18 protein-coding genes are annotated in these 26,515 nt (G+C 42.1%); 2 read left to right on the top strand and 16 right to left on the bottom strand.

Annotated elements, in window-relative coordinates; genetic code table 11:
* Positions 1-116 precede the first annotated feature (116 nt).
* Positions 117-2,453, bottom strand: coding sequence for a cation-translocating P-type ATPase (locus GMD6S_RS05515; protein ID WP_008293183.1), 2,337 nt, complete (start codon positions 2,451-2,453; stop codon positions 117-119).
* 132 nt (positions 2,454-2,585) lie between these two features.
* Here GMD6S_RS05515 and GMD6S_RS05510 point away from each other — a divergent pair, with 132 nt between their 5' ends.
* A complete protein-coding gene (locus tag GMD6S_RS05510) occupies positions 2,586-3,335 on the top strand; it encodes a lysophospholipid acyltransferase family protein (protein WP_000500176.1) in 750 nt (249 codons plus the stop codon).
* Positions 3,336-3,377: 42 nt separating this feature from the next.
* Here the strand turns inward: GMD6S_RS05510 and GMD6S_RS05505 are convergent, their stop codons facing one another.
* The 8 genes from GMD6S_RS05505 to GMD6S_RS05470 form a co-directional block, all read right to left on the bottom strand.
* The gene (locus GMD6S_RS05505; protein ID WP_000175784.1) at positions 3,378-4,070 is read right to left on the bottom strand and encodes an alpha/beta hydrolase-fold protein; all 693 of its coding nucleotides are present in this window, start codon (positions 4,068-4,070) and stop codon (positions 3,378-3,380) included.
* Positions 4,051-5,061 (bottom strand): ABC transporter substrate-binding protein, encoded by a 1,011-nt coding sequence (locus GMD6S_RS05500; RefSeq protein WP_000753262.1) that lies wholly within the window; start codon positions 5,059-5,061, stop codon positions 4,051-4,053. Before GMD6S_RS05500 ends, GMD6S_RS05505 begins: the two co-directional genes overlap by 20 nt.
* Positions 5,062-5,080: 19 nt before the next feature.
* Positions 5,081-5,836: an ABC transporter ATP-binding protein gene (locus GMD6S_RS05495; RefSeq protein ID WP_000364120.1), complete on the bottom strand. Its 756-nt coding sequence runs from the start codon at positions 5,834-5,836 to the stop codon at positions 5,081-5,083.
* Between the two features lies 1 nt (position 5,837).
* Entirely contained in the window at positions 5,838-6,884 is a 1,047-nt protein-coding gene (locus GMD6S_RS05490; protein ID WP_000949322.1) for a FecCD family ABC transporter permease, read from the bottom strand.
* A gap of 301 nt (positions 6,885-7,185) precedes the next feature.
* Complete coding sequence (locus tag GMD6S_RS05485; RefSeq protein ID WP_000531728.1) at positions 7,186-7,797, bottom strand: CadD family cadmium resistance transporter; 612 nt, start codon at positions 7,795-7,797, stop codon at positions 7,186-7,188.
* A gap of 713 nt (positions 7,798-8,510) precedes the next feature.
* On the bottom strand, positions 8,511-8,780 hold the full coding sequence (rpsO, locus tag GMD6S_RS05480) for a 30S ribosomal protein S15 (protein WP_001018251.1): 270 nt from the start codon (positions 8,778-8,780) through the stop codon (positions 8,511-8,513).
* A 144-nt stretch (positions 8,781-8,924) separates the two neighbouring features.
* Entirely contained in the window at positions 8,925-11,624 is a 2,700-nt protein-coding gene (locus tag GMD6S_RS05475; RefSeq protein WP_000754607.1) for an FtsX-like permease family protein, read from the bottom strand.
* Between the two features lies 1 nt (position 11,625).
* Positions 11,626-12,327, bottom strand: a complete 702-nt coding sequence (locus GMD6S_RS05470; RefSeq protein WP_000323378.1) for an ABC transporter ATP-binding protein — start codon at positions 12,325-12,327, stop codon at positions 11,626-11,628.
* Between the two features lie 140 nt (positions 12,328-12,467).
* On the opposite strand from GMD6S_RS05470, the gene GMD6S_RS05465 reads away from it, so the two are divergent.
* On the top strand, positions 12,468-13,040 hold the full coding sequence (locus GMD6S_RS05465) for a TetR/AcrR family transcriptional regulator (RefSeq protein ID WP_000250301.1): 573 nt from the start codon (positions 12,468-12,470) through the stop codon (positions 13,038-13,040).
* A gap of 125 nt (positions 13,041-13,165) precedes the next feature.
* Here GMD6S_RS05465 and GMD6S_RS05460 read toward each other — a convergent pair whose 3' ends face one another.
* The 7 genes from GMD6S_RS05460 to GMD6S_RS05430 form a co-directional block, all read right to left on the bottom strand.
* Positions 13,166-13,858, bottom strand: a complete 693-nt coding sequence (locus GMD6S_RS05460; protein WP_000240130.1) for a phosphoglycerate mutase — start codon at positions 13,856-13,858, stop codon at positions 13,166-13,168.
* 163 nt (positions 13,859-14,021) lie between these two features.
* Entirely contained in the window at positions 14,022-14,276 is a 255-nt protein-coding gene (locus GMD6S_RS05455; RefSeq protein WP_009013681.1) for a hypothetical protein, read from the bottom strand.
* Between the two features lie 23 nt (positions 14,277-14,299).
* The gene (locus GMD6S_RS05450; protein WP_008281298.1) at positions 14,300-14,503 is read right to left on the bottom strand and encodes a hypothetical protein; all 204 of its coding nucleotides are present in this window, start codon (positions 14,501-14,503) and stop codon (positions 14,300-14,302) included.
* Positions 14,504-14,638: 135 nt separating this feature from the next.
* Positions 14,639-15,019: a hypothetical protein gene (locus GMD6S_RS05445; protein WP_000439021.1), complete on the bottom strand. Its 381-nt coding sequence runs from the start codon at positions 15,017-15,019 to the stop codon at positions 14,639-14,641.
* Between the two features lie 151 nt (positions 15,020-15,170).
* Positions 15,171-20,678, bottom strand: a complete 5,508-nt coding sequence (locus tag GMD6S_RS05440) for a ZmpA/ZmpB/ZmpC family metallo-endopeptidase (RefSeq protein ID WP_000718006.1) — start codon at positions 20,676-20,678, stop codon at positions 15,171-15,173.
* Between the two features lie 234 nt (positions 20,679-20,912).
* Positions 20,913-21,293 carry a hypothetical protein gene (locus tag GMD6S_RS05435; RefSeq protein WP_000853147.1) on the bottom strand — a complete coding sequence of 127 codons (381 nt, stop codon included), beginning with the start codon at positions 21,291-21,293 and terminating at the stop codon, positions 20,913-20,915.
* Positions 21,294-21,541: 248 nt separating this feature from the next.
* A complete protein-coding gene (locus tag GMD6S_RS05430) occupies positions 21,542-26,491 on the bottom strand; it encodes a ZmpA/ZmpB/ZmpC family metallo-endopeptidase (RefSeq protein WP_237739127.1) in 4,950 nt (1,649 codons plus the stop codon).
* Positions 26,492-26,515: the final 24 nt, after the last annotated feature.

Here is a 26,515-nt window from a genome sequence, read left to right as displayed (position 1 = left end):
GCCGTACTCAAGTACAGCCTGCGGCTAGTTTCCTAGTTTGCTCTTTGATTTTCATTGAGTATCAGCTAGCAATCTTGCACCTAAAAAGACCGCAATCCACAGATTGCAGTCTTTCTTTATTTTCTAGCTTGGTAACGACTGGTTAGAATGAAAATCACGGTAAAGACCAACATCATGGCCCCATAAACAGGCAGTGTTTGTCCTGTAAGTGTCGAAATTTCAAGCAGTTTCTGGATTCTTGGGAAGAGAGCTGTGGCTAGGAAACCACCTACTGACCAGACAATCAAGAGGACACGCCAGAGGGTAAATGGCATGCAGGCTCTAAATACAGATAAGAAACCGATAGACCCCAAGAGATAATAGAGTAGGGTTGAGATTTCTAACTCAGACCAACCTTGACTCGCTCCAAAAATTTTCACAAAAAGAACGCTGAACACAACCATCAGTGCGCTTGGTAGGGCACGAAGCATGGATTTTCTGAGGAAGTTTGCTTCGACTGGTTTGATATTTCGCTCAAAAGTCAGAACAAATGGCGGGAACCCTTCCACGAACTGGTCAATCATGGTAATCTGGATTGGAATGAAGGGGAAAATCAAAATCCACTCAGACCGTCCTAGAAGAGCACTGGCGATACAGATGACAGCGAGCAAGAAGGAATAGATTGTCTTTATCAAGAAAATCGGTGCAATATGGGCAATGTTATTGACCACACGACGACCTTCAAAGAGAATCTCAGGAACATCATTAAAGTCAGAGTTCAAGAGAACCAGATTAGCAATCTGACGAGTCGCAGGATCTCCTTCAGCCATAACGATCGAACAATCTGCTTCGCGGAGAGCTAGGATATCATTGACACCATCCCCTGTCATTGCCGTTGTATGCCCTGCTTTTTTCAGCGTTTGGATGATGAGTTTCTTTTGATGAGGGGAAACACGACCGAAAATAGCTGTCTCTTCAGCCATGGCAATCAATTCCTCATCCGTGATTTTTGAGCAATCTACATAGCTGTGATAGTCTGCAAAACCAGCCTTTTGGGCAATGCTGGAAACCGTGACTGGATTATCACCAGAGATAATCTTGAGGCCTACTTCCTGGGAACGAAGATAGTCTAGTGTCTCAGCTGCTCCTTCTCGAATCGGATCCAAGATTTCCAGCAAGGCCAGGGCCTGAATATCAGATGGTTTCTGTGGTTTGTGGTGGTCTAGTTTTTCCTGACTAAGGGCTAATACCAAGACACGTGAACCTCTCTCTAGAGCCTCTCTGGCTTCAGGGACTTCATTGTCCAACAACATCTCGGGCGCTCCTAAGAAAACAGTTCCCAAATCTTCCAACTCCATAGCTCCCCACTTACGGTCGCTTGAGAAAGGAAGATTCGAAAGCATAGGATAGGAAACCTGACCTTGGAAACGCTGGCGAATGGCTTGGGCTGTTGGATTTTTATCCTCACTATGAGCTATGTAGCTGGTCAGAATGTTAGTAATAGCCTCATCATCATAAGTTTCCGTCAGAGGAAGAACCGCCTCCACCTGCATCTTTCCTTGGGTGATGGTGCCCGTTTTGTCCAGACAGAGCATATCCACGCGCGCCAAGGTCTCGACAGAGTACATCTCCTGCACCAAGACCTTTTTCAAGCCCAGCTTAATCACCGCAGTCAAGAGCGAAGTAATGGTCAAAAGGGCGATTCCCTTAGGCAACATTCCCAAAAGGGCTGTTGACGAATTTACAACGGATGACTTGAGGGGCAAGCCTTTTAACATCAAGGCTTCTAACAAGAGAGCTAGACCAAAGGGAATGATAATTTTCCCAGTAAAACCAGCTAGCTTGTCTAGCGATTTCATGATACGGGAGTTGATTGGTTTCACTGTCTTAGCTTCCAGCATGAGTTTGGCAGCATAGTTTTCTGCCCCGACATGGTGGACTTGAGCCAAAACTGCGCCACTGGCTAGGAAACTCCCTGATAAAAGCAAGACATCCACTTCTTTTTGCACCAAATCACTCTCACCCGTCAACATAGCTTCATTGACTTCCGCAAATCCTTCCAGAACCAGAGCATCACTAGGAATCTGCTCTCCAGCAGACAAACGAATGACATCTCCTAGAACCAACTCTTCTGGATCGAGAGCAACTTCTTGACCATCACGAATGGTTTTGACCTTTTCCTTGGTCATGAGATTGAGCTTGTCCACCATGTGTTTGGCCCGTAGCTCAGTCACAATCCCAGAAAAAGCGTTAAAGCAGATAACGGCAAAGAAAACCAGATTGCTCCAAGCCTGCACAAAGGCCAGCGCTAGAGCAATAACAAAGTTTAATGCGTTAAAAAGTGTAAAAACATTTCGTTTGATGATTTGCCAAGTACTGGTACTGGCCGAAGCGGTAAAGTCATTGACCAAACCTTGAGCCTGTCTTTCCTTGACTTCTCTTTGGGTTAATCCCATTATCTTATTTTTATCCATAAACTCTATCATATCATTTTTTTTAAAAGAATTCTAATCCCATCTAAAACTGTTAGCTGATAACTGAAAAAGTTTGCCAGCAGTCTTTTGATAAGGTATAATAATAAAAGCAATACAATCGAAGGAGATCTCATGTTTTATACTTATTTGCGTGGACTAGTCATGCTGATCTTGTGGTCCATCAATGGCAATGCCCACTATCACAATACTGATAAAATCCCTAGCCGAGACGAAAACTATATCCTCGTCGCACCTCACCGTACCTGGTGGGATCCTGTTTACATGGCCTTTGCGACCAAGCCAAAACAGTTCATCTTTATGGCCAAAAAAGAGCTGTTTAACAACCGTATCTTTGGCTGGTGGATCCGTATGTGTGGCGCCTTTCCTATCGACCGAGAAAAACCTAATGCCTCTGCCATCAAGTACCCTATCAACGTCCTCAAAAAAAGCGACCGCTCTCTCATCATGTTTCCAAGTGGGAGCCGTCACTCAAACGATGTCAAGGGTGGCGTAGCCCTGATTGCCAAGATGGCCAAAGTCCGTATCATGCCTGTTACCTACACCGGTCCTATGACCTTGAAAGGCTTGATTAGCCGTGAACGTGTCGATATGAACTTTGGAAATCCTATCGATATCTCAGACATCAAGAAAATGAATGATGAAGGGATTGAAATGGTTGCAGACCGTATCCAAGCAGAATTCCAACGTTTGGACGAAGAAACCAAGCAATGGCACAATGATAAAAAACCAAACCCACTCTGGTGGTTTGTCCGCATCCCTGCCCTTATCCTTGCAGTGTTTGTTGGTATCCTAACGATTATCTTTAGCTTTATCGCAAGCTTTATCTGGAATCCAGATAAGAAGAGAGAGAAACTTGGTTAAAAAATACAATTATCCCTTGGCAAAAGCCAAGGGATATTTCTTTTATGCAATTTTCCATTTTTGGGACAACCAGTTGGAAAAGGCTAGAAATCGCTCAGCCACTTGCTCATGATGCCCGTAAGGATCAAAGACAAACTGACCAGTCGGATAATGTTGCTGAAGACTGGTATGAATCTGCTCAGCATAAACTGGTGCTTGAGCCAGACGATTGGTATGATGGGCTCCTTCTGTTTGACCATTCTGTAAATACAACAAACAGTCCAAATTTTTCACCTTTTCATCCCTGCAATAAGTCGTAAAATCAGGATACCAAAAGGAACCGCAGATAGAGAAGATACAGGAGAACTTGTCAAAATGGAAAAGACTGTATACTGCTGCCAAACCACCTAGTGAGTACCCTCCATAGGCAAGGCGATTTTTGTCCAGACGATAAAGCGACTGCAACTTATCTAAAAGACCTCCAAATAAATGACTATGATAGGTATTTGCCTGACCGCCAAAATCCGGAGCCCCCTCTCTCAGAGCAGAGGCCTTCCAGGGTGTGTAGTCATCTAGGCGATTTTTAGAGGTCAAGCCCACTAAAATCACAGATTCAGAAAGGGAAGATAGGAAATCCAAGTTTCCATCATTCAAGAGAACAGCTGGATAGGTTTGGTTGGGATCATAAGTCGAAGGAAGGCTGACCTTGACTTGGATCCCTTCCCAGTCAAACTCATTATTTATTGATAAAGTCATTGATTTTCTCAAGGGAATCAATCACTGCTGGACCATAGTCCATTAACTCATCGTAAGAAATGGTCATGATTTTTTGATTCTTAATAGCAGGAACATTTTCCAAAACTTCATTTGCCTTCATCAACTCTACTGCGTTAGCATCCAATTTTTTATTGCGGTCGCTGGTTACATAGATAATCAACTCAGGATCCATTGACACGAGATTTTCCAAGGTCAAACCTGATGTTCCCGTTGCAACGTTGGTATAACCAAGTTGATTTAGAAGGCTCTCTTGCAAAGCAGACTTGTAAGCACCGAAGGTTTCGTCATTATAAGCAACCATAATCAAAGCCTTTTTCTTTTCACCTTGGCTTGTTGGATTTGCTTTCTTAACAGCGTCAATTTTAGCTTGTAATTGGGCTGCGTATTCATTGGCCTTGTCCTGAACATTGAAAATCATTCCAAGATTTTTGACATCTTCTACGATATTTCCTAAATCTTGCTGAATCGTTGAGAGAGAAGCTTTTTGCGTATAGACTGGGATTTTGTTTTCATTCCAAGTGCTAACTGTTCCCAAGGATTTTTCTGAAAACATCATGTTTCGACCCATCACCGCATCTGGCTCATAAGAAAGGACTGTCTCTTGAGAGACTGTTTTTTTATCACCGATTTGAGGAATGGTCGCAATCGCGTCCTTGTATTTGTCTGTTACAGCATTGTCAGGGTTGAGCATGCCAGCAATTTTATCCTTCAAGCCTAACTCCAATAAGATTTCAGTTGTTGAAAGATTGTTGGTGATAACTTTTTCAGGTGCCTTGTCAAAGACTTGTTCGACTTCATTTCCCTTAACATCATAGGTTTTAACCGTTAACGGATAAGTCGTCTCTGTGCTGGCCTTTTGACTTGTTTCTGTGCTAGACTGCGTGGTAGCTTTTTCTGTAGTAGTGTTGCCACAAGCTGCCATGGTTAAGGTAGCTACTGTTACGAGTAAAATGCTTAGTGTTTTTTTCATCTTATTTTCCTTTTTACTTTTATAAATAGTGAATCATGGCTTGCTGATCCTCGGTCCAAGTCACCTGACTTTGAACTCCGTATACAGTTTGCAATGACTCAGGGGTGATGGTCTCCTTTGGAGTCCCTTGGTAAAGGATTTCCCCCTCTTTCATCAGATAGAGATAATCCGAATAGCGACAAGCAAGTTGAATATCATGCAGGACAGCTAGAACATTGACCTTGAGATTCTTCACAATGGCCAGCAAGTCTAACTGGTACTTGATATCCAGGTGATTGGTTGGCTCGTCCAGGAGCAAGAGAGTCGGTTCTTGCGCCAAGGCGCGTGCTAATAAGACTCGCTGTTTCTCCCCACCTGAAAGAGACGAATAGAGACGAGTTTTCTTCTCAAGCATATCCACCTTGACGAGAGCATCTTGAACGAGGGCATAATCCCTTTCCTTTTCCTTCTGTAAAAAAGAGAGGTGTGGAGTCCTTCCCAGCAAGACGATTTCCTCAACTGTACAATCAAACTGCAATTGATTAAACTGGGTGACGACCGCCATCTGCTTAGCTGTTTCTTTGAGTGACCAATGTTCCAAAGGCTTTCCATCTAAGCTTATCAAGCCTTTGTCCGCCTTTTCCTGACGATAGAGGAGTTTAAGCAGGCTGGTTTTTCCACTTCCATTTGGCCCTAATATCGTATGAAATTGATGCCCCTCAACCTTAAGAGAAACTCCTTTGAGGATTTTTTTCTCTCCTAGTCCAAAGTGGACATCCTGACAAATCAAGTCCATATCAGGCCCTCACCTCCCTTCGCCTACCTCCAACAATGTAGATAAAGAAGGGAGCACCTACTAAGGCTGTGAAAATACCAATCGGCAACTCAGCGTTTGGAATGATGACACGAGAGAGTACATCTGCCCAGATGACAAAGAGGGCACCCAGCAAGGTCGCAACAGGAAAAAGTCTCCTGTAATTCGTTCCTACTAACCCTCGAGCTAAATGTGGAGTAATCAGTCCAACAAATCCAATAATCCCACAAGTTGCCACCAAGACAGCTGTCAGCACAGCCACCATGGTCACATAAAGATACCAATAGAAGCGTAAGGGAATTCCCAAAGTTAAAGCAGCCTCATCTCCCATCATCATCGCATTAAAAACACGATACTGAGTAGCGAAAAATAGAAAGACCATTCCTACTACTATAGTTGGCAGAACCAAGTCTGCCCAAGTAGTCCCGGCAAGCGATCCCATGGTCCAAAACTTAATGGTCATCACACTGTCCGCATTAGCGCCAACTGAGATAATAAAGTTGGAAAAGGCTAGAAAGAGAGCGTTGACCACCGTTCCTGATAAAATCAGACTAGAAGTCGTCATCCTTCCCTGCATAGAGGCAATGATAAGGACAGCGATTGTTGCCAAAATAGCTCCAAGGAAAGCTCCAAGGCTAATCATCACTTTTAAACCAAGAATGATGCTCAAAGTTGCCCCTAGAGTTGCACCCGCAGAAATTCCTAAGACATAAGGCTCTGCGATGGGATTGTTCACTGTAGACTGCATCACGCTACCACACATAGAAAGACCAGCCCCTACTATCAGACCTAACAATACTCGGGGGAATCTCATGTTCCATACAATGGCAAGAGTAGACTTGGAAACCTCTCCTATCTCAAGAGGAAATCCCAATCTGCTCAAAATGATCCGATAGGTATCTCCTAGATCAATCGCAACAGACCCCATAGAAACAGCTAGAAAAAGTGAAATCCCTAAAATACCTAGCAAAACACCTAAAAGTAACACAAATTGTACGTTCTGTCGGCTTCCAGAAAATTTGGAAAGCATGAAAACCTCCTTATACAAAATTAAAAATTTAGAAAATTCTCATAAAAAGTATACCATATTTCTACTAGATGAACAAGGATGGAGACATATATAGACAAGCCGAAGATTGTACAAAAATGTTCGTGAAACAAAAAAATCTCCCCGAAGGGAGATGATCTGGTTTATTTTACCTTACAGTGCTAGGAACCGTAACCGAAGATTATACTTGAGTATATCGAGGTAAGGTGACAACATAAAAAGCCCTCTGAAATCAGAGAGCTTGATTTGAGCCCGGGCTAAAATCCTAGTGAAACAAAAAAATCTACACGATCAGAAAAGTCTCTATCGTGCCATTTTCATACATGATGTATAGTCCAAGTAGAATGAATACTATGGGCACAATGATTCGCTCGTATTTTTCAATTGTCTCGAATATTAACGGAATAGAGGATAACATCCGACTAATCTCGCAAAAGATAATTATGCCGATTACAAACACAAGCAACGCCACGAGGGTCTGTGACCAATCTAACGAAGCAAAATAAGGTATATAGATACCTAAATTATCTCCGCCAGACGCAATTGTCAGCAATGTAACTGTCCAAAACAGTTGATTTGCCTTGCTTTGTTCTAATCTTTCAATAATTTCTTCCTCTTCTTCCTCACCTTCTCCAACAATTGCAAAGCGAATCCCTAAATAGATAGGGATTAAACCAAGCAATCCAACCATCCATTCTTCAGGCACGAAATTAACGACATAAGCAGCAACTAAACTCGCCCCTACAAGTAAGCCTGTTCCTAGATATTGCCCCGCATAAATATGCCATTTCTGTTTATTCTGTGATAGCTGTGCAAATAAAATAATTAAAATAATTAAATAATCGATACTGGTGGAAATATAAACACCAATAGCAGATATGATTGTCTGTCCCATAAAAACCTCCTGTATTAGTCAGTAATAAATCAGTAGATTTTAGGAGAGCACAGACACATTAATTTAGCTATCGCTAGTGGGTAATGTCGAACGTAGGAAAGCATTTTACTCCTCCTCAAAACGTAGTTACAAAGTAATTTCTAACTGGAATTCGGTGACTACTTCCATGTAAAGTATAACATACTATACTTTACTTCGTAAAGTGTGGGCTCTCCGAGGGGGCTTGCAGACAGTTACTCGGCTTGAAAAGCCGAGTAACTGCGCACCTTCATGGTGTCATTAGCTGATACCATTTGAGGTTTTTGTAGTCTCCAAAATTATGACCGATAAAACTAGATAAAGAAGGGAGCACCTACTAAGGCTGTTTTTGTAGTCTCCAAAATTATGACCGATAAAACGAAATGATTAAGACATACCCTGACGGCTTGGTTTTTGTAGTCTCCAAAATTGTGACCGATAAAACCTCAATAAAAAAGCTCTCTGAAGTCAGAGAGCTGATTTGATCTCGGGCTAAAATCCTAGTGAAAAAGATGAAACTCCTTGTGTTCATCGAACACTGTTTCCTTTCCCTATTTTCATACGGATTTTTGGAGCCCTTAGCATCATAATTCTTGCTGGATAAAACGTTTATAGACTAGGCGACGAGGCGAAGATTGTACTAATGGTACATCGAGCTGAAGCCAACGAAGTATAGAAACGTTTTAGACGCAAGATTAGCGACGAAGTCCGAGAGAGTTGATCAACTCACGGTAACGGTTAACGTCGTTTTTACGCAAGTATGCAAGCAAGTTACGACGGCGACCGATTTTCTTCATCAATCCACGGTAAGTAGCGTGGTCTTTTTTGTGTTGTTTGATGTGTTCGTTAAGGTGGTTGATTTCCCAAGTAAGGACAGCAACTTGAACCTCTACTGAACCTGTATCACCTTCGTGACGTGCATATTGTGCGATGATTTCATTTTTTTTCTCTTTTGAGATTGCCATGATGTTTCTCCTTTTTATTTGGCTTCATCCGAGTGACAGGTTGGCATGCCTGTAACCAAGAAGAAGTTATTTGTCTTTACGACAGTTCTTATTCTACCAAGAAGCAGAGACTTTGTCAACTGATTTACTGTTTAAAACCTTGAATTACTCTACTGATTTCAAGGCTTCGAGCATATCCACTTTTCTCAAGCGGTGATTAACAAATAGGCCTAATAAGGCTAAGATTACAGTCGCTGCGACGATTGGAAGAGCATAGACTTCCCAGCTGACCTGAGGATAAAAAAGTATGGTGGCCGGTGAAATCATTTGAATCAAAAATTGATGTAAATAGTGGCCGGCTACCAAACCGAGAGCAATTCCCACAAGGGACAGCACCATAGTCTCGCGGTAGATATAGAGAGTCACTTCTTTATTATGGAAACCAAGAACCTTAATAGTGGAAAGTTCACGGATACGTTCTTCCACATTGATATTGGTGAGATTGTAAAGAATGACAATGGCTAGTAAGACGGAAACAAGGACAAGGATTGCCATGGTTTTATTGAGAGAATTGGCTACAGATTCAAAGAGATGGATAGCCGTTGCATTTTGGACGACCCCAGAAACAGCAGCTTTTCCCATGAAAGTAGCCGCTTCTTTCTCCGTATTGGAAGGTGTTGGGTCTTTTAATTTTACTAGGTAGGTATTGTCTTGCGGACTGGTTCCATAGACTTGTTCGTAAGTCGCACGGTTTAGATAAACAAAGTGTCCAACATAGTTTTCAGAAATAGCCGCAACCTTGATTTCCTTCCCGTCAAGCTCCAGCTTGTCTCCAACCGTAACACTTGCTAATTGGGCTAATTTTTGACTCACGACCGCTCCATTAGTGACCTGCAACTCTCGCCCATTTTCCTCTAATGTGATAAAGGGATTGAAGTCTTCTCCACTAGTAACCATCATGGTGATGGTTTGAAGTCCTGCTTTTCCTTTGAAATCTTTTTCAATGGATTTAGAGTAAATCTTTTGATAAGCGTGGATCGATTCAGCTTGCAAGGCACTTTCCAGATCTGCTTTTTCTTGCTCCGTTGCACTGCTCTTTTCTGCTACAATCATCTGGTATTGCTGGATTTGTTCAAATTGGCGTTCGGAAACTCCTCCCACAGATGACTGAATACCAAGACCAGCAAATAAGAGAGCAACTGAACCTACAACTCCAAAAATGGTCATCAGCATCCGTTGCTTATAACGAAAGATATTTCTTGCCGTAACCTTATGAGTAAAACTCAAACGACTCCAAATAAAGCTCAGTCGTTCCAGCAAAATCTTTGATCCCTTAACGGGAGGTTTGGGAAGTAAGAGTTGGGCTGCTTCATCGTGCAACTCCCTTCGCGCCACCAGATAAGCCGGCAAAACACTAGATACCCAACTCAAGGCTAGGGCAAGGATACTATAAGACCAATAGAAATACTCGTGACTTTTTCCAACAACCATCCCAGCTGTTATAACATCTGAAATCACCCCTGCAAGAAGATAATGTCCAAGAAGTGTTCCTATAATGGTTCCCACAGTTCCTGCAAGAAAACCATAGAGGACAAACTTGGCAACAATATCTCGGTTGCGGTAACCCAAGGCCTTGAAAATACCTGCATTGGTGCGTTCTTCATCTACAAAGCGAGTCATCGTTGTAAAGGTCACCATTGCAGCGACCATATATAGCACCACTGGGAAGATATTTCCGACTGAACGAATGCTTGATGATGCATTGCTGTACATGAGGTAGCCTTGACCACCTGGCATGGTTTGGCGATTGTATACGTGGTATTTCGGCTCTGCCAGTTCATCAAGCTCTTTCTGACGCTGTTCAAGCTTCTCTTTTTCCTTAGTTAGATCACTCTCTGTCTGAGCCAGTTTTTCTTTTTTTGTCGCCAGTTCTTCCTTAGCTTTTGTCAGCTGTCCCTCGATTTGACTCTTTTGCGGTTCTGGTAAAGCGGTCGCTTGTTCTTCTTGCGTTTTCAAGCGACTTTCGGCCTGCTCTAACTGACTCTTGCCATTTTCAAGGTTGCTTTCAGCAGTTTGGAGCTGTTCTTTGCCCTCTTCCAAGCTCTTTTGCCCATTTGATTTGATACTTGCCAATCTTTTTTGACCATTATCAGCAAGTAAGTCTTGCAACTCTTCCTGATGTTGGGCTCGTTTGGTCTTATAGTCTGATGAAAAAGTATCCAGATTTTTTAAATCGTCATAGCGCACACGCGCAATACTATAAACATCTGAGTCAAACTGACTGGGTAAAATTACTCCATAGCCAGTCAGGTTGCCATTTCCACTACTAGCACTTCCTAAATCTTCTTTAGAAAGAATCTCACCCGACTCAACAAATCCAGTAATTGTAAAAGTTTGGGATTTTACGATGGACTTTTCTTCTTTCTTAGTAAAGGTAATGGTCTGCCCAATCTGATAGCGGTCTTTCCAGAAGTCGGCTAGGGCAATTTCCTCATTTGTCTCTGGCAGTCGCCCTTCTGTCACTTGGAAGGTTGAAATGCTCTCTGGTTTGGAATAAAGTCGAACTGCTTCCTCACCATTTTCAACGGTTAGGTCTACCATATAGCCAAACTCAACACTTGCTCCTTGAAGGGTCTTTAGTTCGTCTTGGTCTTCTTTGTCCAAGCCATAATCAGCTATTACGGCCAGATCCAGGGTATTGGCTTTACGGAGATAATCCCCTGCCGTGCGTTCCATGTTTGGACTGGCTACTTTAAGACCTACTAGGGCTAAAGAACCCAGCATCATCAAGGTCAAGATAGAAACAAAGCGTCCCTTTGAAGTCGTCACTGACTGAAATAGGTCTTTTCGATATGTTTTTTTCATGCTAATACTCCAATGTATCGATATCCTGCGGATGCTCATTGATCGTCATGCTCTTAACTGTAGCATCGCGCATATGAATCACGCGATCTGCAATAGGAGCTAGCGCACCATTGTGGGTCACGATAATCACCGTCGCTCCTTTTCGACGAGACATGTCTTGGAGAATCTTCAAGACTTGCTTCCCCGTCTGGTAATCCAAGGCACCCGTCGGTTCATCACAGAGGAGAATTTTAGGATTTTTGGCTACAGCGCGTGCAATGGAGACTCGCTGTTGCTCCCCTCCAGAAAGCTGGGCTGGAAAATTATTGAGGCGATGAGCCAAACCTACATCTGTCAAGACCTGCTCAGGTTCTAAGGCATCTGTCACGATTTCTGAAGCCAGTTCCACATTTTCCTTGGCTGTCAGATTGGAAACTAGATTATAAAACTGAAAAACAAAACCTACATCTTCACGACGATAGTTTGTTCTCTGGTGCGAACTATAGTTGGCAATATTGGCACCATCGATCCAAATCTCCCCCTCATCATTGGTATCCATACCTCCTAGGAGATTGAGAACGGTTGATTTTCCAGCACCTGAAGCACCAAGGATAATAACCAGCTCCCCCTTTTCAATTTCAAAATTCACATCATGATTAGCCACAATCTCCGTATCCCCAACCTGATAACGCTTGTAGCTGTGTTTCATTTCAATATAAGCCATATCGTTTATCTCCTTTTCAAAGCTCGTTTCCTTAAATCAACAAGGTGTTGATTCTAAATCACAAATATTATATAATGGGCTAAGTCAAAAAGCAATAATCAAAAATCAACAAAGTGTTGATTTAAGAAAAAGGAAGAGAAATGGTTCAGAAACGAAAAACTACTACTAAGGAAGACATCAAGGAAGCTTTGATTCAGTTGCTATCAGAGGAGAAATTTGAAAATATATCAATTAGTAAACTCTGTAAACGCGCAGGGATTAATAGGGGAACTTTCTATCTACACTATGAAGACAAATATCAAATGATTGACAGTTTTAAAAGTGAAATTATTTCCCAGCTCTACATTTTTTTAGAAAAAGAAAGAGAATCGCCTAGAAAGTTTATGTTAGCCAACTTCTATATATTACGTTCGAACGAACGCCTTATTAACGCCTTGTCCCAAAGTCATTACATAGACTTTCGTGGTGCAATTCGTGAATTTCTAAGTAGCATTATTCTAACTGAAAATCAAAAAGAAAAGACTCGTCATTTCTTATCTGAAAACTTCCAAATTCCTCACAAATACGCTTTGGAAATCTTCTTATCAAGTATTGAAGGAATTATTTCTCTTTGGATTGCTGGGGGAGCTCAAGAAGAACCGGAAGAAATCACGGATATAATCTTATCAACCTATAACTACGAACACTGGAGCTACGAATCAAAAGAAGATTAATTCATACAACTTACTATTTCATAAGCTATATCCTCTCATTTTATACTTTTTCAATTAGCTAAATTGCCTTTTTTTAAACTTAGATACAAAAAAGCCTAGGAATTCCTAGGCTTTCTGTTTATAGATTATTTTCCAAGGTAGTATTCAGAAACTACATTCAATTTTTCGTCGAATTCGAATACCAATGGTGGGAAGTTAGGGATTTCCACGTCCATGATTTCGTCGTCTGACAAGCGTTTGATGTGTTTTACAAGGGCACGGATTGAGTTACCGTGAGCTCCTACGAATACGTTTTTACCATCTTTAAGTGCTGGAGCGATTTTGTCTTCCCAGAATGGAAGGGCACGTTCCAAAGTCACTTTCAAGTTTTCAGCATCTGGGATAACTGAGTCGTCAAGTGAAGCGTAACGACGGTCAGTGTGTGCTGAATGCTCATCATCACGATCCATGTTTGGAGGCAATACATCGTATGAACGACGCCAGATGTGAACTTGCTCATCACCAAATTGTTCCGCAGCTTCAGCTTTGTTTTTACCAGTCAAACCACCGTAGTGACGTTCGTTCAAACGCCATGATTTTTCAACTGGAACCCACAATTGGTCAGAAGCTTCAAGAGCCAAGTTTGTTGTTTTGATTGCACGTTTCAATACTGAAGTGTAAGCTTGGTCAAATTCGATACCAGCTTCTTTGATCAATTTACCAGCGTCAATCGCTTGTTGTGTACCTTTTTCAGACAAATCAACATCAGCCCAACCAGTGAAAAGGTTAGCTTTGTTCCATTCAGACTCACCGTGGCGAGCAAAAACCAATTTTACCATTAGATGGATTCTCCTTTTATTTTTCGAGGTTTCCCTCGTTTATCTATTCTATTTTACACAATTTTTCACAAAAAAGCTAGTTAAAATCAACTAAAAAGAGAGAACGGTGTCCTCTCATCTAGATATTATTAATTCGCGATATTCAATCAAGAAACGATTGCAATTATTTGTTATTTAAAGCATCAATTAAACGATCAGTATTCTTAGTTACATTAGTATCATTGTAACGATTATGAATTAGACCTTCAATTGTTTCTTTGCAATTTTCAAGATTAGCTTTTTCAAATACTACCACACTGACAACATGTGTTCCACCAGAAGCAAGATGCAAAACTAGTAGAGTTTGAAAAGCACTTAGCACTGTTAATACACCATAAGCCGCTAATATCAATCCCCCAATAAATGAATTTTGCATCATTGAAAGGCCAATAAGAGCGAAAATTATACCCAAGCAAATGTTTTGAAATCAAGACGAAATGAACTATCTACACTTGCAACATGATCAACAGGAATTGTTTTATTTTGAGAACCCAGTGGAATAACTTTTAAAATAGTAGGGTTAGAAGTTTTTATAAAGACTCCCTCTAAAGTAATGGAAGCTTTTAAATAGAATGTTAAATACGATGTAATGAAAGATTGTTTCATAATATTCTCTTTTTATTTTTTCAAGTTGTATTACATCATGTTTTCTTATAAAAAAGCATTTTGCTAACATATTCTTTTGCCAGATAATTCTTTAAATAAAAAAACAACCCTCAAACGGATTGTTTCACTAGACTATCAGACAAGGCCACGGACTTCTTTCAAAAATTTAGAAAAAGAAACAGCGCCTTTAATGATTAGAAATCCTCCTATCCACTCGGTCGCTGAAAGAAAGCCCAGCACGCCACCAATGATAAATAAAATAGAAGGTAGCTTTCGAAGTTGTTGATCTTCTTCGAAATAGATTAACATAAAGGTCCCTAATGCAATCATCAAAATCTTAAAAAATGTCAGGAGCAAGGAAAAGGTTACCGTGACGACCAGCACCTTTGAAGGATCTTTATAGATGATGGCACCAGTATAGGATAGCAAAAATCGTAGGACAGGTCCCAAAAGCAAGGTTATGCCTGCCACCATGCCCAGTCTCCAATTGAGTCGAACCAATCTATCTCTCTCCATAAAAACCTCCTTCTCTCGTAGCTATCATTCTACCATATTTGCTCCAGAAACAAAAGACCTTCTCCGTCACAAACAAATCGCCTACCTGCTTTCAGACATCCGAACATAAAAAGAGAAGATCTGTCGATCCTCCCTTTTCATTTTCCAACCCTTATTTCTTAAAAATAGAGGTTCTGAAGTCGTTTGTTTGGTCAAGATAAGCCTTAAAGATTGCTCTCTTCAACTTATGAACGGCACTGTCAATCTCTGGCTTATAGTCACTCCAACGAGGAGCCACTGCATCCTGTAGCACAGCTTGGTCCATGAGGGCTTGCAATTCAGTCACTTGATTGATGGTCTCTGTCGTATAGTTTGGCCATGGTTTTGTCGGAACTTTAAAGGTCACTTGTTTCAAGTTTTTAAACTGATCCACACGTTCTTGGTACATGGCTTTCTTGAAATCCGCCCAAGATGCATACTTGCCTTCAAATACCTTGTCCAAAACAAGATCATCTGTCACCAATCCGCGTTCTTTACCATAGAGATTGATAGTTTTACCTTTTTGTTTGGCAACTTCTTCGTATTGGTTTGAGATATAAGGTACCATTCCATCCTTAAAGCCTTTGGCAGCCAAAAGTTCGTAAGCGATCCGACGTCCCATAAGGTCCCCTGGCGTGCCTTTCTCACTGCTGAGAGCTGAAAAGATTGGGGCAAAGAGTTTAATCGTATAGTAGCCATTTCGCTCATAGTCGCCAGACTGATACTCACGAGCTGATAAGATATTGTGGTCAATCAAACTTTCAAAGTTGGTTAGTTTCTTTGCCTCTTCTTCTGTCAATTCTTTGACTACGTTAGTAGCGTATACCTCATTGCCATCTACTGGATCTTTCACATACTTGTTCTCAATTTTTCTGAGAGCCGCCATTTTCTGGTAAACATTTAGTTTGTTAACGATTGATTGCCCTTCGAGGTATTCCAGCATGTAGATAAGGTCAAACATGTTATGGACATAGTTCTGAAGATCTGCTGCGTTTTGGAATCTCTCTGTCGGATCTAAGACTTGCAGACGGGAGCCCTCTGTACTATCTGATTTTGAGTGTCTCAAGATAGAATTGATGGTAATGGTTGCGTCACTTGGTTGGTCAGGGGCTTGCAATAAGCCTTTTGCGAAGAACTCTGGGCCCAAGCCACTTCTTCGACCATAGCCGCCAAGGTAAATATCCTGATCTGAATCATGGGTCATTTCATGGGTATAAGTAATGGCTCCATCCTTGTCCAACATACGGTAAGACATATAGTAGACGCCATCACCTGTTGCGTAGGCTCCATGCTGATTGTGTACTACCTTATTGCCAACTGGTCCAAAGAAGTTCTTCATAGCTGGATTGGAGCTATCAAACTTAGCCTCCACTGTAGCTTTTCCAGATGTTGTGTCATCACCGAACTTATAAGCATCATAAAGGAGAATAGTACGATAGAGTTTTTCACGTCCCTCATTATCTAAAATACGATACCAATAATCATAGTGATCACGCTGACGTTTGGCTGTTTCACGCGCATTTTCTTCTACAAAATCATTGAGAGCCTTGCCCACTTTATGCTCGCTATTGCGGTAGCGATCATAAGCTCCAAATCCTAGACTAGACATAGTTGAGATGACAAAGACAGATTTTTCTGGCAAGGTCAGGAGAGGCAAGACCATATTGCGGTATTTCCATGTAGCACTAGTGATGCGGTCATAGACACCTATAGAATACTTGGTGCCAGCTTGTCCTTGCTTAGTTTTGACTTCTTCAATATTAGATTTTTCTTCGACGATGTAAGACTTGGTCTCTGATTTAAACCAGTCATTGTTACTTGTATTTGGTAAAAAGACTTTGCGGTAATGTTCCAGCGTGCTAAACAAATCTGTCGTTCCATGATGGCTAGCTAAACTAATAGAATAAGTATCAACGTTGTTCTTAGCTAGAAGGTTGTTAAAACCAGATTTACCTAACTCAATCAGAGTGTCCAGTGGTGAAGCATTTCCCTTACCAAAGAAGTCCAGGTGGTACAGAACCAGGTCTTTGACGTTTACCTGACCATAGCTGAAGTTATACCACCGTTCCAGATACGTCAAACCAAGTAGCAAGGCTTCCTTGTTGCGTTTGATTTTATCTACAAGATAGCCCTTGGTAACTGGGTTGTCACCAGCAAGTCCAGCATCTGCTGACAAGAGTTTCTTCAAACTGTCTTCCAGATGTTCCTTGGTTTTGGCGAACTGGTCCTCTAGATAGAGCTCAGTCTGCTCGACTTTTGGAGAAATACCGAGCGTCTTTCTGATGCCTTCTGAATGGTAGTCCACCTGCTGCAATTCAGGTAAGACTTGTTTGATGATAGAGCTTTGGTCATACAAGAATTGGTTTGGCGTATAGAGAAGACCCGTATTTCCTAGACTATATTCCGCTAATTTGGCGAAATCATCCTGGTAATGGAGATCAAGCTTTTCAGATGAATGGTCCTTGTAGTGAAGCAAGAGTTTGTTTGCAGTCTCTTTGTTAGAAACAATGTCTGTGATGACTTGGTCATCCTTCATCATAACTGCTGACAAGAGTTCTTTTTGATATAACAGACTGTTCTCATTGACCAGATTTCCGTATTTGACGATGGTTGCCTTGTTGTAGAAAGGTAGCAATTTTTCAATGTTTTTATAAGCCAAGGCGCGCTTAGCTTGATAATGGGCCACCTTAGAAAAATCACTGTCCTTCTTGCCACTTGTTGAGAGGGGCTCCACTGTTGGTAGAGTGAGAGGATTGATGGCTACTTTTTTGCTTTCGATTTGGGAAGCATCTAGCATTGTCCCTCTTTCTTCAAAGGATTCCTTGCTGACGACCTCATCCTTGACCATAGTGACATTGTAGACTCTGTTCGCCTTGCTGCTGAATGTGTCCTTCACCTTCATTCCATTATAGTGGTAACCGGTAATGGCATTTCCGTTGGTTACATTGACATCACTGAGAACATTGGTCAATCTTCCAGCATGCTGTTCCTCATTAGTTTTTCGATCCCACAAATAGCCTGCTACTCCCGCGACTCTACCAAAGTGCTTGACATTATTAATATCGCCCTCAGCATAGCTATCTTGGATTTGTGCATCCTGATCTACTAGACCTGCAAGACCACCCACAGTCTGATCTGAACTATTTGTGTTGGATGAAATGGCTACTGTCGCTTTTGACTTCGTCAGCGAAGCCTTGTTTCCTGTCAAATGACCGACCAAACCACCGATATTGTAGGCAGCAGTCGTTTCATAAGTGTTGATAATTCTTCCCTTGAAACTGCTCTCTGTGATACTTGATTGCTCAGCCTTTGCCAGCAAACCACCGATACCACGTTCACCGGCGAGAACACCATCAACGTGAACTTGTTTAATCTTTGTGCCATTCTGAGCTTCATAGGACAATGCACCGATATCATCTTTCCCTGAAATGGAGACATTTTTCAGACTCAATTTTTCTACTGTGGCACTACTCAAAGTTTCAAACAGTGGTTTTTTCAAGTTGTAAATAGCATACTGCTTGCCATCTTTTTCACCGATCAACTGACCAGTAAAGGTGCCCTTGATGTAGGATCTATCATCAGGTCCCAACTCCACTTCGTTGGCATTCAAACTAGCTGCTAAATGATAAGTTCCAGAGAGATTCTGGTTGATAGCTTTGACCAGGTTGCTAAAGGAAGTAAAGGTTGTCGTTTCCTCTCTAGCCTTCTTAGCTAGGTAGAAAGTGAAATTATCGACATATTTATTTTCTAGCTCTTGCTGGAGTTTCTCAGCCTTGGCTGTGATTTTATAAACTGGCTGACCATCTTTCGTTTCAGCCGTTATTGAAGCGACTGGTAGATAGACATCTTTAAACGACGAAGATTTAACCTTGATAAAGTAAGTGTCTGGATTACTTGGAAAACCGTCTAAAGAAACGTGTTGTTTGTAAGCACCATTGGTCTGACTATACAACTCCAGATCTGAAACGTTTCTTAATTCAAGTGTTTTTTCTGGATCTTTTTCTTTTGGTTTTTCTGTCGGAGCTTCCGGTTTTACTTGCTCGGTATTGCCAGTATATTTTGGAAGAGGAGCGACTTGTTCCGGTTCAACGATGGCTCCTGCTTGAGTTCCTGTATATTCTGGTAGGGAAGACTGGGTCTCTGGTTCCACAATCGCACCTGATTGCGTATCTGTATATTCTGGTTTTTCGGTTGTCTCTGGGGCTACAATCGCTCCCGCTTGAGTTCCCCTATACTCTGGTGTTGGCGTCACTTGTTCAGGTTCTACGATTGCTCCAGACTGCTCGCCTGTATAGGCTGGTTTCTCAGTCGTTTCTGGTTCCACCAAATCCCCTGACTGGACACCCCCAACCTCTGGCTCAACTTTTTCCGGCTCAACGATGGCACCAGCTAGAGTTCCCTGATACTCAGGCAATGGAGCGACTTGCTCGGGTTCAACGACTGCTCCTGCTTGGGTACCTGTATATTCTGGTCTTTCAGCTGTCTCTGGGGCTACAAACGCTCCCGCTTGCTCGCCTGTATATTCTGGTAATGGAGCCTGCGTCTCAGGCTCTCCCTTTTTTGCAGACTGAGGTGCTTCACTTGCAGCTACTGCCTTCTTAGTCCCTTTCTCTACTATACGTGGCAAAGCTTCTTCTACTTTAGTTGAGAGAACTTCCCTAGAAATTTCTTGGTTTTCAACAGTGAAAATGCGAACGAGTTCGACCTTCTTCCCAGCACGACCTTCTTGTTTGACATGGATGGTTCCCTCAGTTAGTTCTGGATTTTCCTGCACCACTTCTGAAACATCTAGTTTGGTTACAATTTCTTGGTCCTTGTATAGGAGCTCTGGTTTATTCACGCGACCAGCCAAGACTTCATCCTGAGGATCCACACTAGCAAGACCAGACGGTTTTAGATCGGATGAATCTTGAGAAGGGATTGGTTTTTCAGCAGGGAGTGTAGGAGATGGAGCTTTCTGCTCATCTCCTGCCCTTTGTCCACCTTCGTTTGCTTGGAAATGAGGTTGAACAGTATAGTCAAGTTTCTGATCCCTAGCAGCAGTTTCTTGCTGATTAATCTCTTTGTCTTGCTTAATATAGCCTAGATAAGTATAACCTGATAAGGCACGTGGCAAAGGCAGACTATCTCCTTGGGATAATTGGTATTCCTGATTGTACTGGAGCAAAAGTTGATTTTCAATAGCCTGAACTGAAGAAGCCAAACCACTGCCCATCCCTGTTATCAAGACAACTTTCAAGAGAGCCTTCTTTTTGCCTTTCTTTTTCGATACGACAAAAATAAGGAAACCAATCGAAGCCAGAACTCCACCTGATAAAACGCTAGTAAGGCTATTCTGCCCACCTGTATTGGGCAACTGACCTAGCTGAGCTTTCTCATCCATACGGTAGACTAGATAATAGGTACTCTCACTATCTTCAGCAATTTTCGGAATATCCTTGACAATCAAGTCCTTTTCTTGCCCACTCAGCTCCGTTTCCGTCACATATTTGTAGTGAACAGCTGCATTTTCTTGAGCAAATACGGTCCCACTACTCGCAACGGACACAAAAAATAGGCTTGAAATCGAAGCTGACACAAGTCCAATTGCTAATTTTCGTAAGGAGAAACGATGCTGCTTCTCTCCAAAAATCTTTTTCATTCTATATCCTCTCAACTTTTCAACCTCTATCAAGAAAATAACTAGTATTATATTTTGATATAGGTATTTCACATCCACCATTATACTATAAAAATACTTCCTTGTCTCAAATAAATGCTTTAGATTTCACGAATGTTAAAGCTTATTTATCCTGTAAAATTTATCTGTCGTTGATGACAAAAAAAGAAGGCTAATCGCCTTCTCTTATTTGAAAATATTCCTAACAAAAAGTCATTATTCTTGAATCTCGAATTTTTTCAAAAGTCCAAAATAGAGGGATCCACCAATGATTGTCAGAATTCCTCCTACCCATCCCAAGAATGGGATCAATCCAACAGAACCACCCACGATAAACAAAACAGACGGTGCAGGAGTCACACGCTTATCGTCCTTGTAATATACAATAGACACAATTCCTAAAACCAAGACAGCAATTTTTACCAATGCCAAAATGATTGAAAAAATCGTCAATATACCAACTGTTGCATCAGAGTCCTCCGTCGCCGCAGCAGCCCCAACAGCTATCATAAACATAACAAGAGGTGCCAACAGCAAGACGATACCTGAAATAAGACCAAAAATCGCATTTACGCGAGCAAGTGTTTTTGTTTTCATCCGAATCTCCTTAAAAAATTTTTACAACTATCATTTTATCACATTTTCATGAAAAACAAAAGAAATTTCAAAATGAGTATACTAGATGGTGAATGATTTCAAATTTCTCTCCAGACATTTAGACTAAGAACTCTGTCATGTATCAATTTGTTTGTAAATTCATTCGTCTTCTCCACTGAGCAAGCCATTCACCTAAAAAAAGAAGATCACTTGGATCTTCTTTTTCCGTATCTATCTTTGCAAAAAGCTTATCTTTCAAAGATAGACTGTCTGAAATCATCTGTGGCACGTAGATAAGCGTTGAAAATACGATACTTGAGTTGGGCGACGCTACTCTTGGAACTGTCTGATAAGGCACGATCAATGTTCTTAGCTGAGGCATCCGCTAGTACTGCTAAGTACATATAATCTTGTAATTCCTCATAAGAAGAAATCGTAATTTGTCGTTTGCTATCTAATTTTCCTGCTTCAAACTCGATAGTGATGGGGCGAAGGAAGTTTTGAGCCTTGTTGTATCGCTCATTTAGCATAGCTTTCTTCAAATCCTTCCATGATTCATACTGACTACCGTAGAGATTTTTAAGGATCAGATCATCTCCAACTACTCCGACATCTCCTCTGTTCCAGATTGAGTAGGTCTTGTTTCCTTCTTTGAGGGCTTGGCCAGCGTATTGACCAGATACATATGGGACAAATCCTTGCTGGTAACCTTTGTCTCCGAGCAATTCATAGGCTCTACGGCGGAACATAAGCCCACCAGGTGCACCAGTTGGATTGTCCAGAGCTGCATAGAAGGAAGCAAACATATTGATGACATAGTAGCCATTTCGTCCAAAGCTAGCTGTATCCCAACCATCGCGACGACCAATGATATTATGGTCAACCAGAGCATCGACAGATTTTAGTTTGGCTGCTTCTTCGGCAGTTATAGGGACAATTCGATCATCAGCGTGAGCTTGTTTACCATAAGACGTATTCTCAAATTTATAATTTTCAGCCTTACGGTACCATTTCATTTTCTGTTGATCAGTTAGAACTCCAGTAACAATATCCCCTTCTACATAATCCAGAAGGTTCAGTACATCAAAGACTCCATGCATGTAGTCGCGAAGAGCATCTGCTGAGGAGAATCGGGCAACAGGATCATAGGTATGGTAACGTGTGGTCGAATCTTTATCTCCCTGATAGAAGCTATTGAGCACGAGACCTTTTTCGCTAACATTGGTTACAGACTCTAACATTCCTGTAGCAAAACTCTCAGGTCCTTCACCCTCACGACGACCATGTCCTTCAAAATAGATAGAACCATCCGAGTTGTGGGTCATTTCATGGGTATAGACCATGGTTCCAGAAGCTCCCAGCATCTGGTCATAGACGTAGAAGACTTCATAACCATTGGCAAAGGCTCCTAGTCCATTGTCTCCGTGATATTTGCCAGCAGGGCCAAAGAAATTGTACATAGCAACTGAGGTCTTATCATTACGCGGAGCCCAATATTGCTGGCCTTTATCATTATAAAGAAAGAAACCGTCTGTAACGATCACCCGTCTGAATAGAGTGTCTTTCCTGTTTGGACTTAGAATGTTGTACCACATGTCATAGTGGTTTCGTTGCCATTCAGCTGATTGATCCACAAGTTTTTCAACGTGTCGATGGAGTTCCTCACCTGAGAGAACTCTGCCACCTTCTTTCCTGTAGCCTCCAAAGCTACCAAAGGCAATGGTCGACATATTGCTGATGATATAGACATCTCTTTCAGGTAAGGTCAGAAGTTGGAGGACCATTTGCTTGAAGCCCCAATCTCCCTGAGTCAGTCTGTCGTAGACCTTGATTGTATACTTACTCTTACGATCTGCATTGTCTTGCTTAGCCTGAATTTCTGGCAGACTTGAACGAGCCTCTACGATATAAGCCTTAGTATTTTCCTTGAACCATTCACTGTTGGTTTTGTGTGGCAAGAAGAGTTCACGCAGACTTTCTAAGTAAGCAAAGAGGTCTCCTTTGCCTTTTTCCTTGGCTAGAGATTGTCGGTAGGCATTGAAGTTGTTTTGGGCTCGAAGATTGCCCATTCCAGAGTTCCCGAGAGCGATGATAGTATCCAGTGTCGAAGCTGCTTGATTGCCAAAGAAATCAAACTTATAGGCATTAAGATCTTTGGTATTGAAAGTTCCATAGTTGACATTGTACCATCGGTTGAGATAGGTCAGACCAAGCATGAAGGCCTCTTTGTTCTTCAGAATTTTTTGGCTAATCGCATCCGCTACGGCAGGGCCTAGGGTGTTGATCGACTTGTCAACTGAAAGTACCTTGAGGAGCTCCTGACCTAGTTCAGCTTTGATTTGTTCAAAGGCTTTTTCCAGATAAAGATCATCTAAGGAAGCTGTTTCACCAATCCCTAATACTTTACGCACTGCAGCCGAGTCATAGGTCACAGATTTGAGTTCATCCAAGACACTCTCTTTAATAGACTGGTAGTCAGATAGGAAGACTTCTGGCGTATAGAGTAAATTCTTATCAGCAATGCTATATTCTGCAATCTGGCCATTGGCAAAATCACCCTTGTAGGTCAGATCAAGATAAGCGATCGTCTTATCTGCATAATGCAACATCAGTCTATTGATTTCACCCTTATGGCTGTTGACATCCGTTATCAGCGTCTCGTCTTTCATCGGAACCACATCTAGCAGGGCTACTTTGTTGAGTTTATCATCTTCAGCTAATTGGTTGGCTATATGAACGATGAAGTCTTTGTTGTAGAATGGTAATAGTTTTTCTACATTTTCGTAGGCCTGCTTTCTGGACTCCTGGGCTCCTCTCACTCGACTATAGTCTGTTTGATGCTGGTAAGCTTGCTGCAATGGCTCTTGGTCCGTCAAGTTCGAAGTGATTCTAAAGGACTGACGTTTGGTTTGCGCATCGGCCTCTGAAATAGAACGGACAAAACGCTCATCTTTTCGATTTGCTGTAGTCCCTTCAAGAACATAAGAGTCCCGAACAGAAGCCTCAGGATAGGGATCTCCTGTCATCGCATGACCATTTTGAACCTTGACACTGGTCAAGACATTTCGGACCTGTCCATTGTTCCAAGTAGACCCGATTGCTCCACCGACTTGGCCAGAATGACCTCCATTCTGGATAGAACCACTCACATAAGAAGTTTCTAATCTAGCTCCATTTTGCAAGCGACCAATCAAGCCTCCAACACGCTGGTCTCCGTTTCTACCCGTTACTTGGATAGATACATCTGCCTGACTCTTCTGCGCCAGTGATTGGTTGCCGTGGAAATTACCGACCAGGCCACCAATATTGTACTCCTGCCCTCCATCTTGGGTGCTGGTGATGGATCCTTTAAAGGCAACATTGGTTAGTTTTGTGTTTTGGGCAACTCCTACGAGTCCACCGATATGCTTGTTCCCAGATAGACTACCACTTACAGAAACATCCGTAATCGTTGCGTTCTGAGCGTTGCTAGCCAAGGCCCCTATAGAATCCTTGCCTGTAACTGCAGCCGATTTCAAGGTCAGTTGCTGGATGGTGGCATTTTTCAAGGTTGCAAAGAGTGGTTTTGCCAAGTTGTAGATGGTATAATCTTTGCCATCCACTCGGCTAGTTAGGCTACCTGAAAATTCTTCTGGTACATAGCTTGTCGCAGACTGTTCCAACTGGAGTTCATCTGCTGAAACATCCGCTCCTAATGTGAAGTTTCCAGTCGGGTTTGACTTCATGGCCTCTACGAGCGCTTTGAAGGACGTATAGACACCTTCTTGACTAAGAGGCGTTTTCGGCAGTTCAAAAGAGTAATCTGGACGATAATGATCCCCTTCTCCCTCGACGAGCTGATTAGCTGATACCGTTACGGAATAGGCATTGCCCTTATCTGTAATCTTAGTAACAGGTAAGAGCATATCCTTGAACTTGTCTGACTGAATGCGGACATAGTAGTTGCCCAAATCAGACGGCACTTCCGACAGGGATAGGTAACGTCGGTAGCGACTACCATCTTTACCGTACAGTTCGATGCGGTCGATGTCTTTGATTTCAACCTTCTTATAATCTAGCTGAACTGGACGTTGATCCTCTATACTAGTTTGTTCCCCTTGACCCAGGTCATATTTCATGACGGTTTTGAGGGTATAAGGAGTATAGTAATCCAAGTCATCAAGTGTCAATTTTTGAGCGAGGTCCACAAGGTCGACTTCCTTAATTAACGTTTGACCCTTGTATAGCTGCACTTTGGCTGATTGATAGCTAGCTGTAGCATCCGTCAAATGATAGCTAAGAGAAACTTGGCGTTTGTCTTCTTCCTTCTCGACACGGACTAGAGAGAGGGTTGGTTTTCTCTTGACACCATCCAGAGCTTGACGAGCTGCCTCGAGATCCGTCCGAACTTGATCGACCAAGGCTTGATTGGCCAAAGGATTGTCCAAAACGAGCTTGGCCTGATCTAGAGCACGGCGATAGCGGAGTTTGGTTTGTTCATCAGCATACTGGTAAGCAACTGTAGACTGAGTCACATCCTTCATGTCAAATTCAACTCCAAGAGTTTTCTTATCAACAGGTTGGCCGTCTAAATTATTCTTAGCAGTTTCAAGGGCTTTTTTCAAAGAATCAACCTGTTCTTGACTGGCATGAGATGCCTCAAAGAGAGCTTGGGCATTTGCGACTGCCTGTTTATAAGACTCTTGATCTGCAGTGGTATCATTGAAATACTGATGCGTTTTCTGGATGCTATCGGCCTCTTCCACTAATTGGTGCAAGGGTTCGAGGTCGAGGGTTCCTTTTTCTGGTTCCACAGGAGCGTGATCCGCATTTGTAGAAATTGGTTTTGTACCGACTTTGATAATCTGAGGAACTGCTTCTTTTGTGATAGTGTTAGAGATTTCCTCTGTATTTTCGACTTTTCCATCTACTAAATACTGACGAGTCACAATCGTACGCACGCCATCTTGACCAGCTTGGCTAACTTCCCTTTGTCCCAAAGGCAGGTCTGCACTTTCCACTTCCTTAGTTGGATAGGGTTCGGCCACTGTTGTGGTAACGTCCTTTTCTTCAACGTTTAAGCTTGGAACTTCATTTACAGGAGCGTCTGTTGGTTTCTCGCTAACAGGGCGTGTTCCAACTGTTACGATCTCTGAGACCGCTGGAGTCGTCACTTCGTTGGAGATTTCCTGGCTTCTCTCTACTTTTCCATCTACCATGTACTGACGGGTGACGATTGTACG

The sequence above is a fragment of the Streptococcus sp. GMD6S genome (assembly GCF_000297015.1).
The sequence above is the reverse complement of the archived record's forward strand: the minus strand, read 5'-3'. Positions and strand labels throughout refer to the sequence as shown.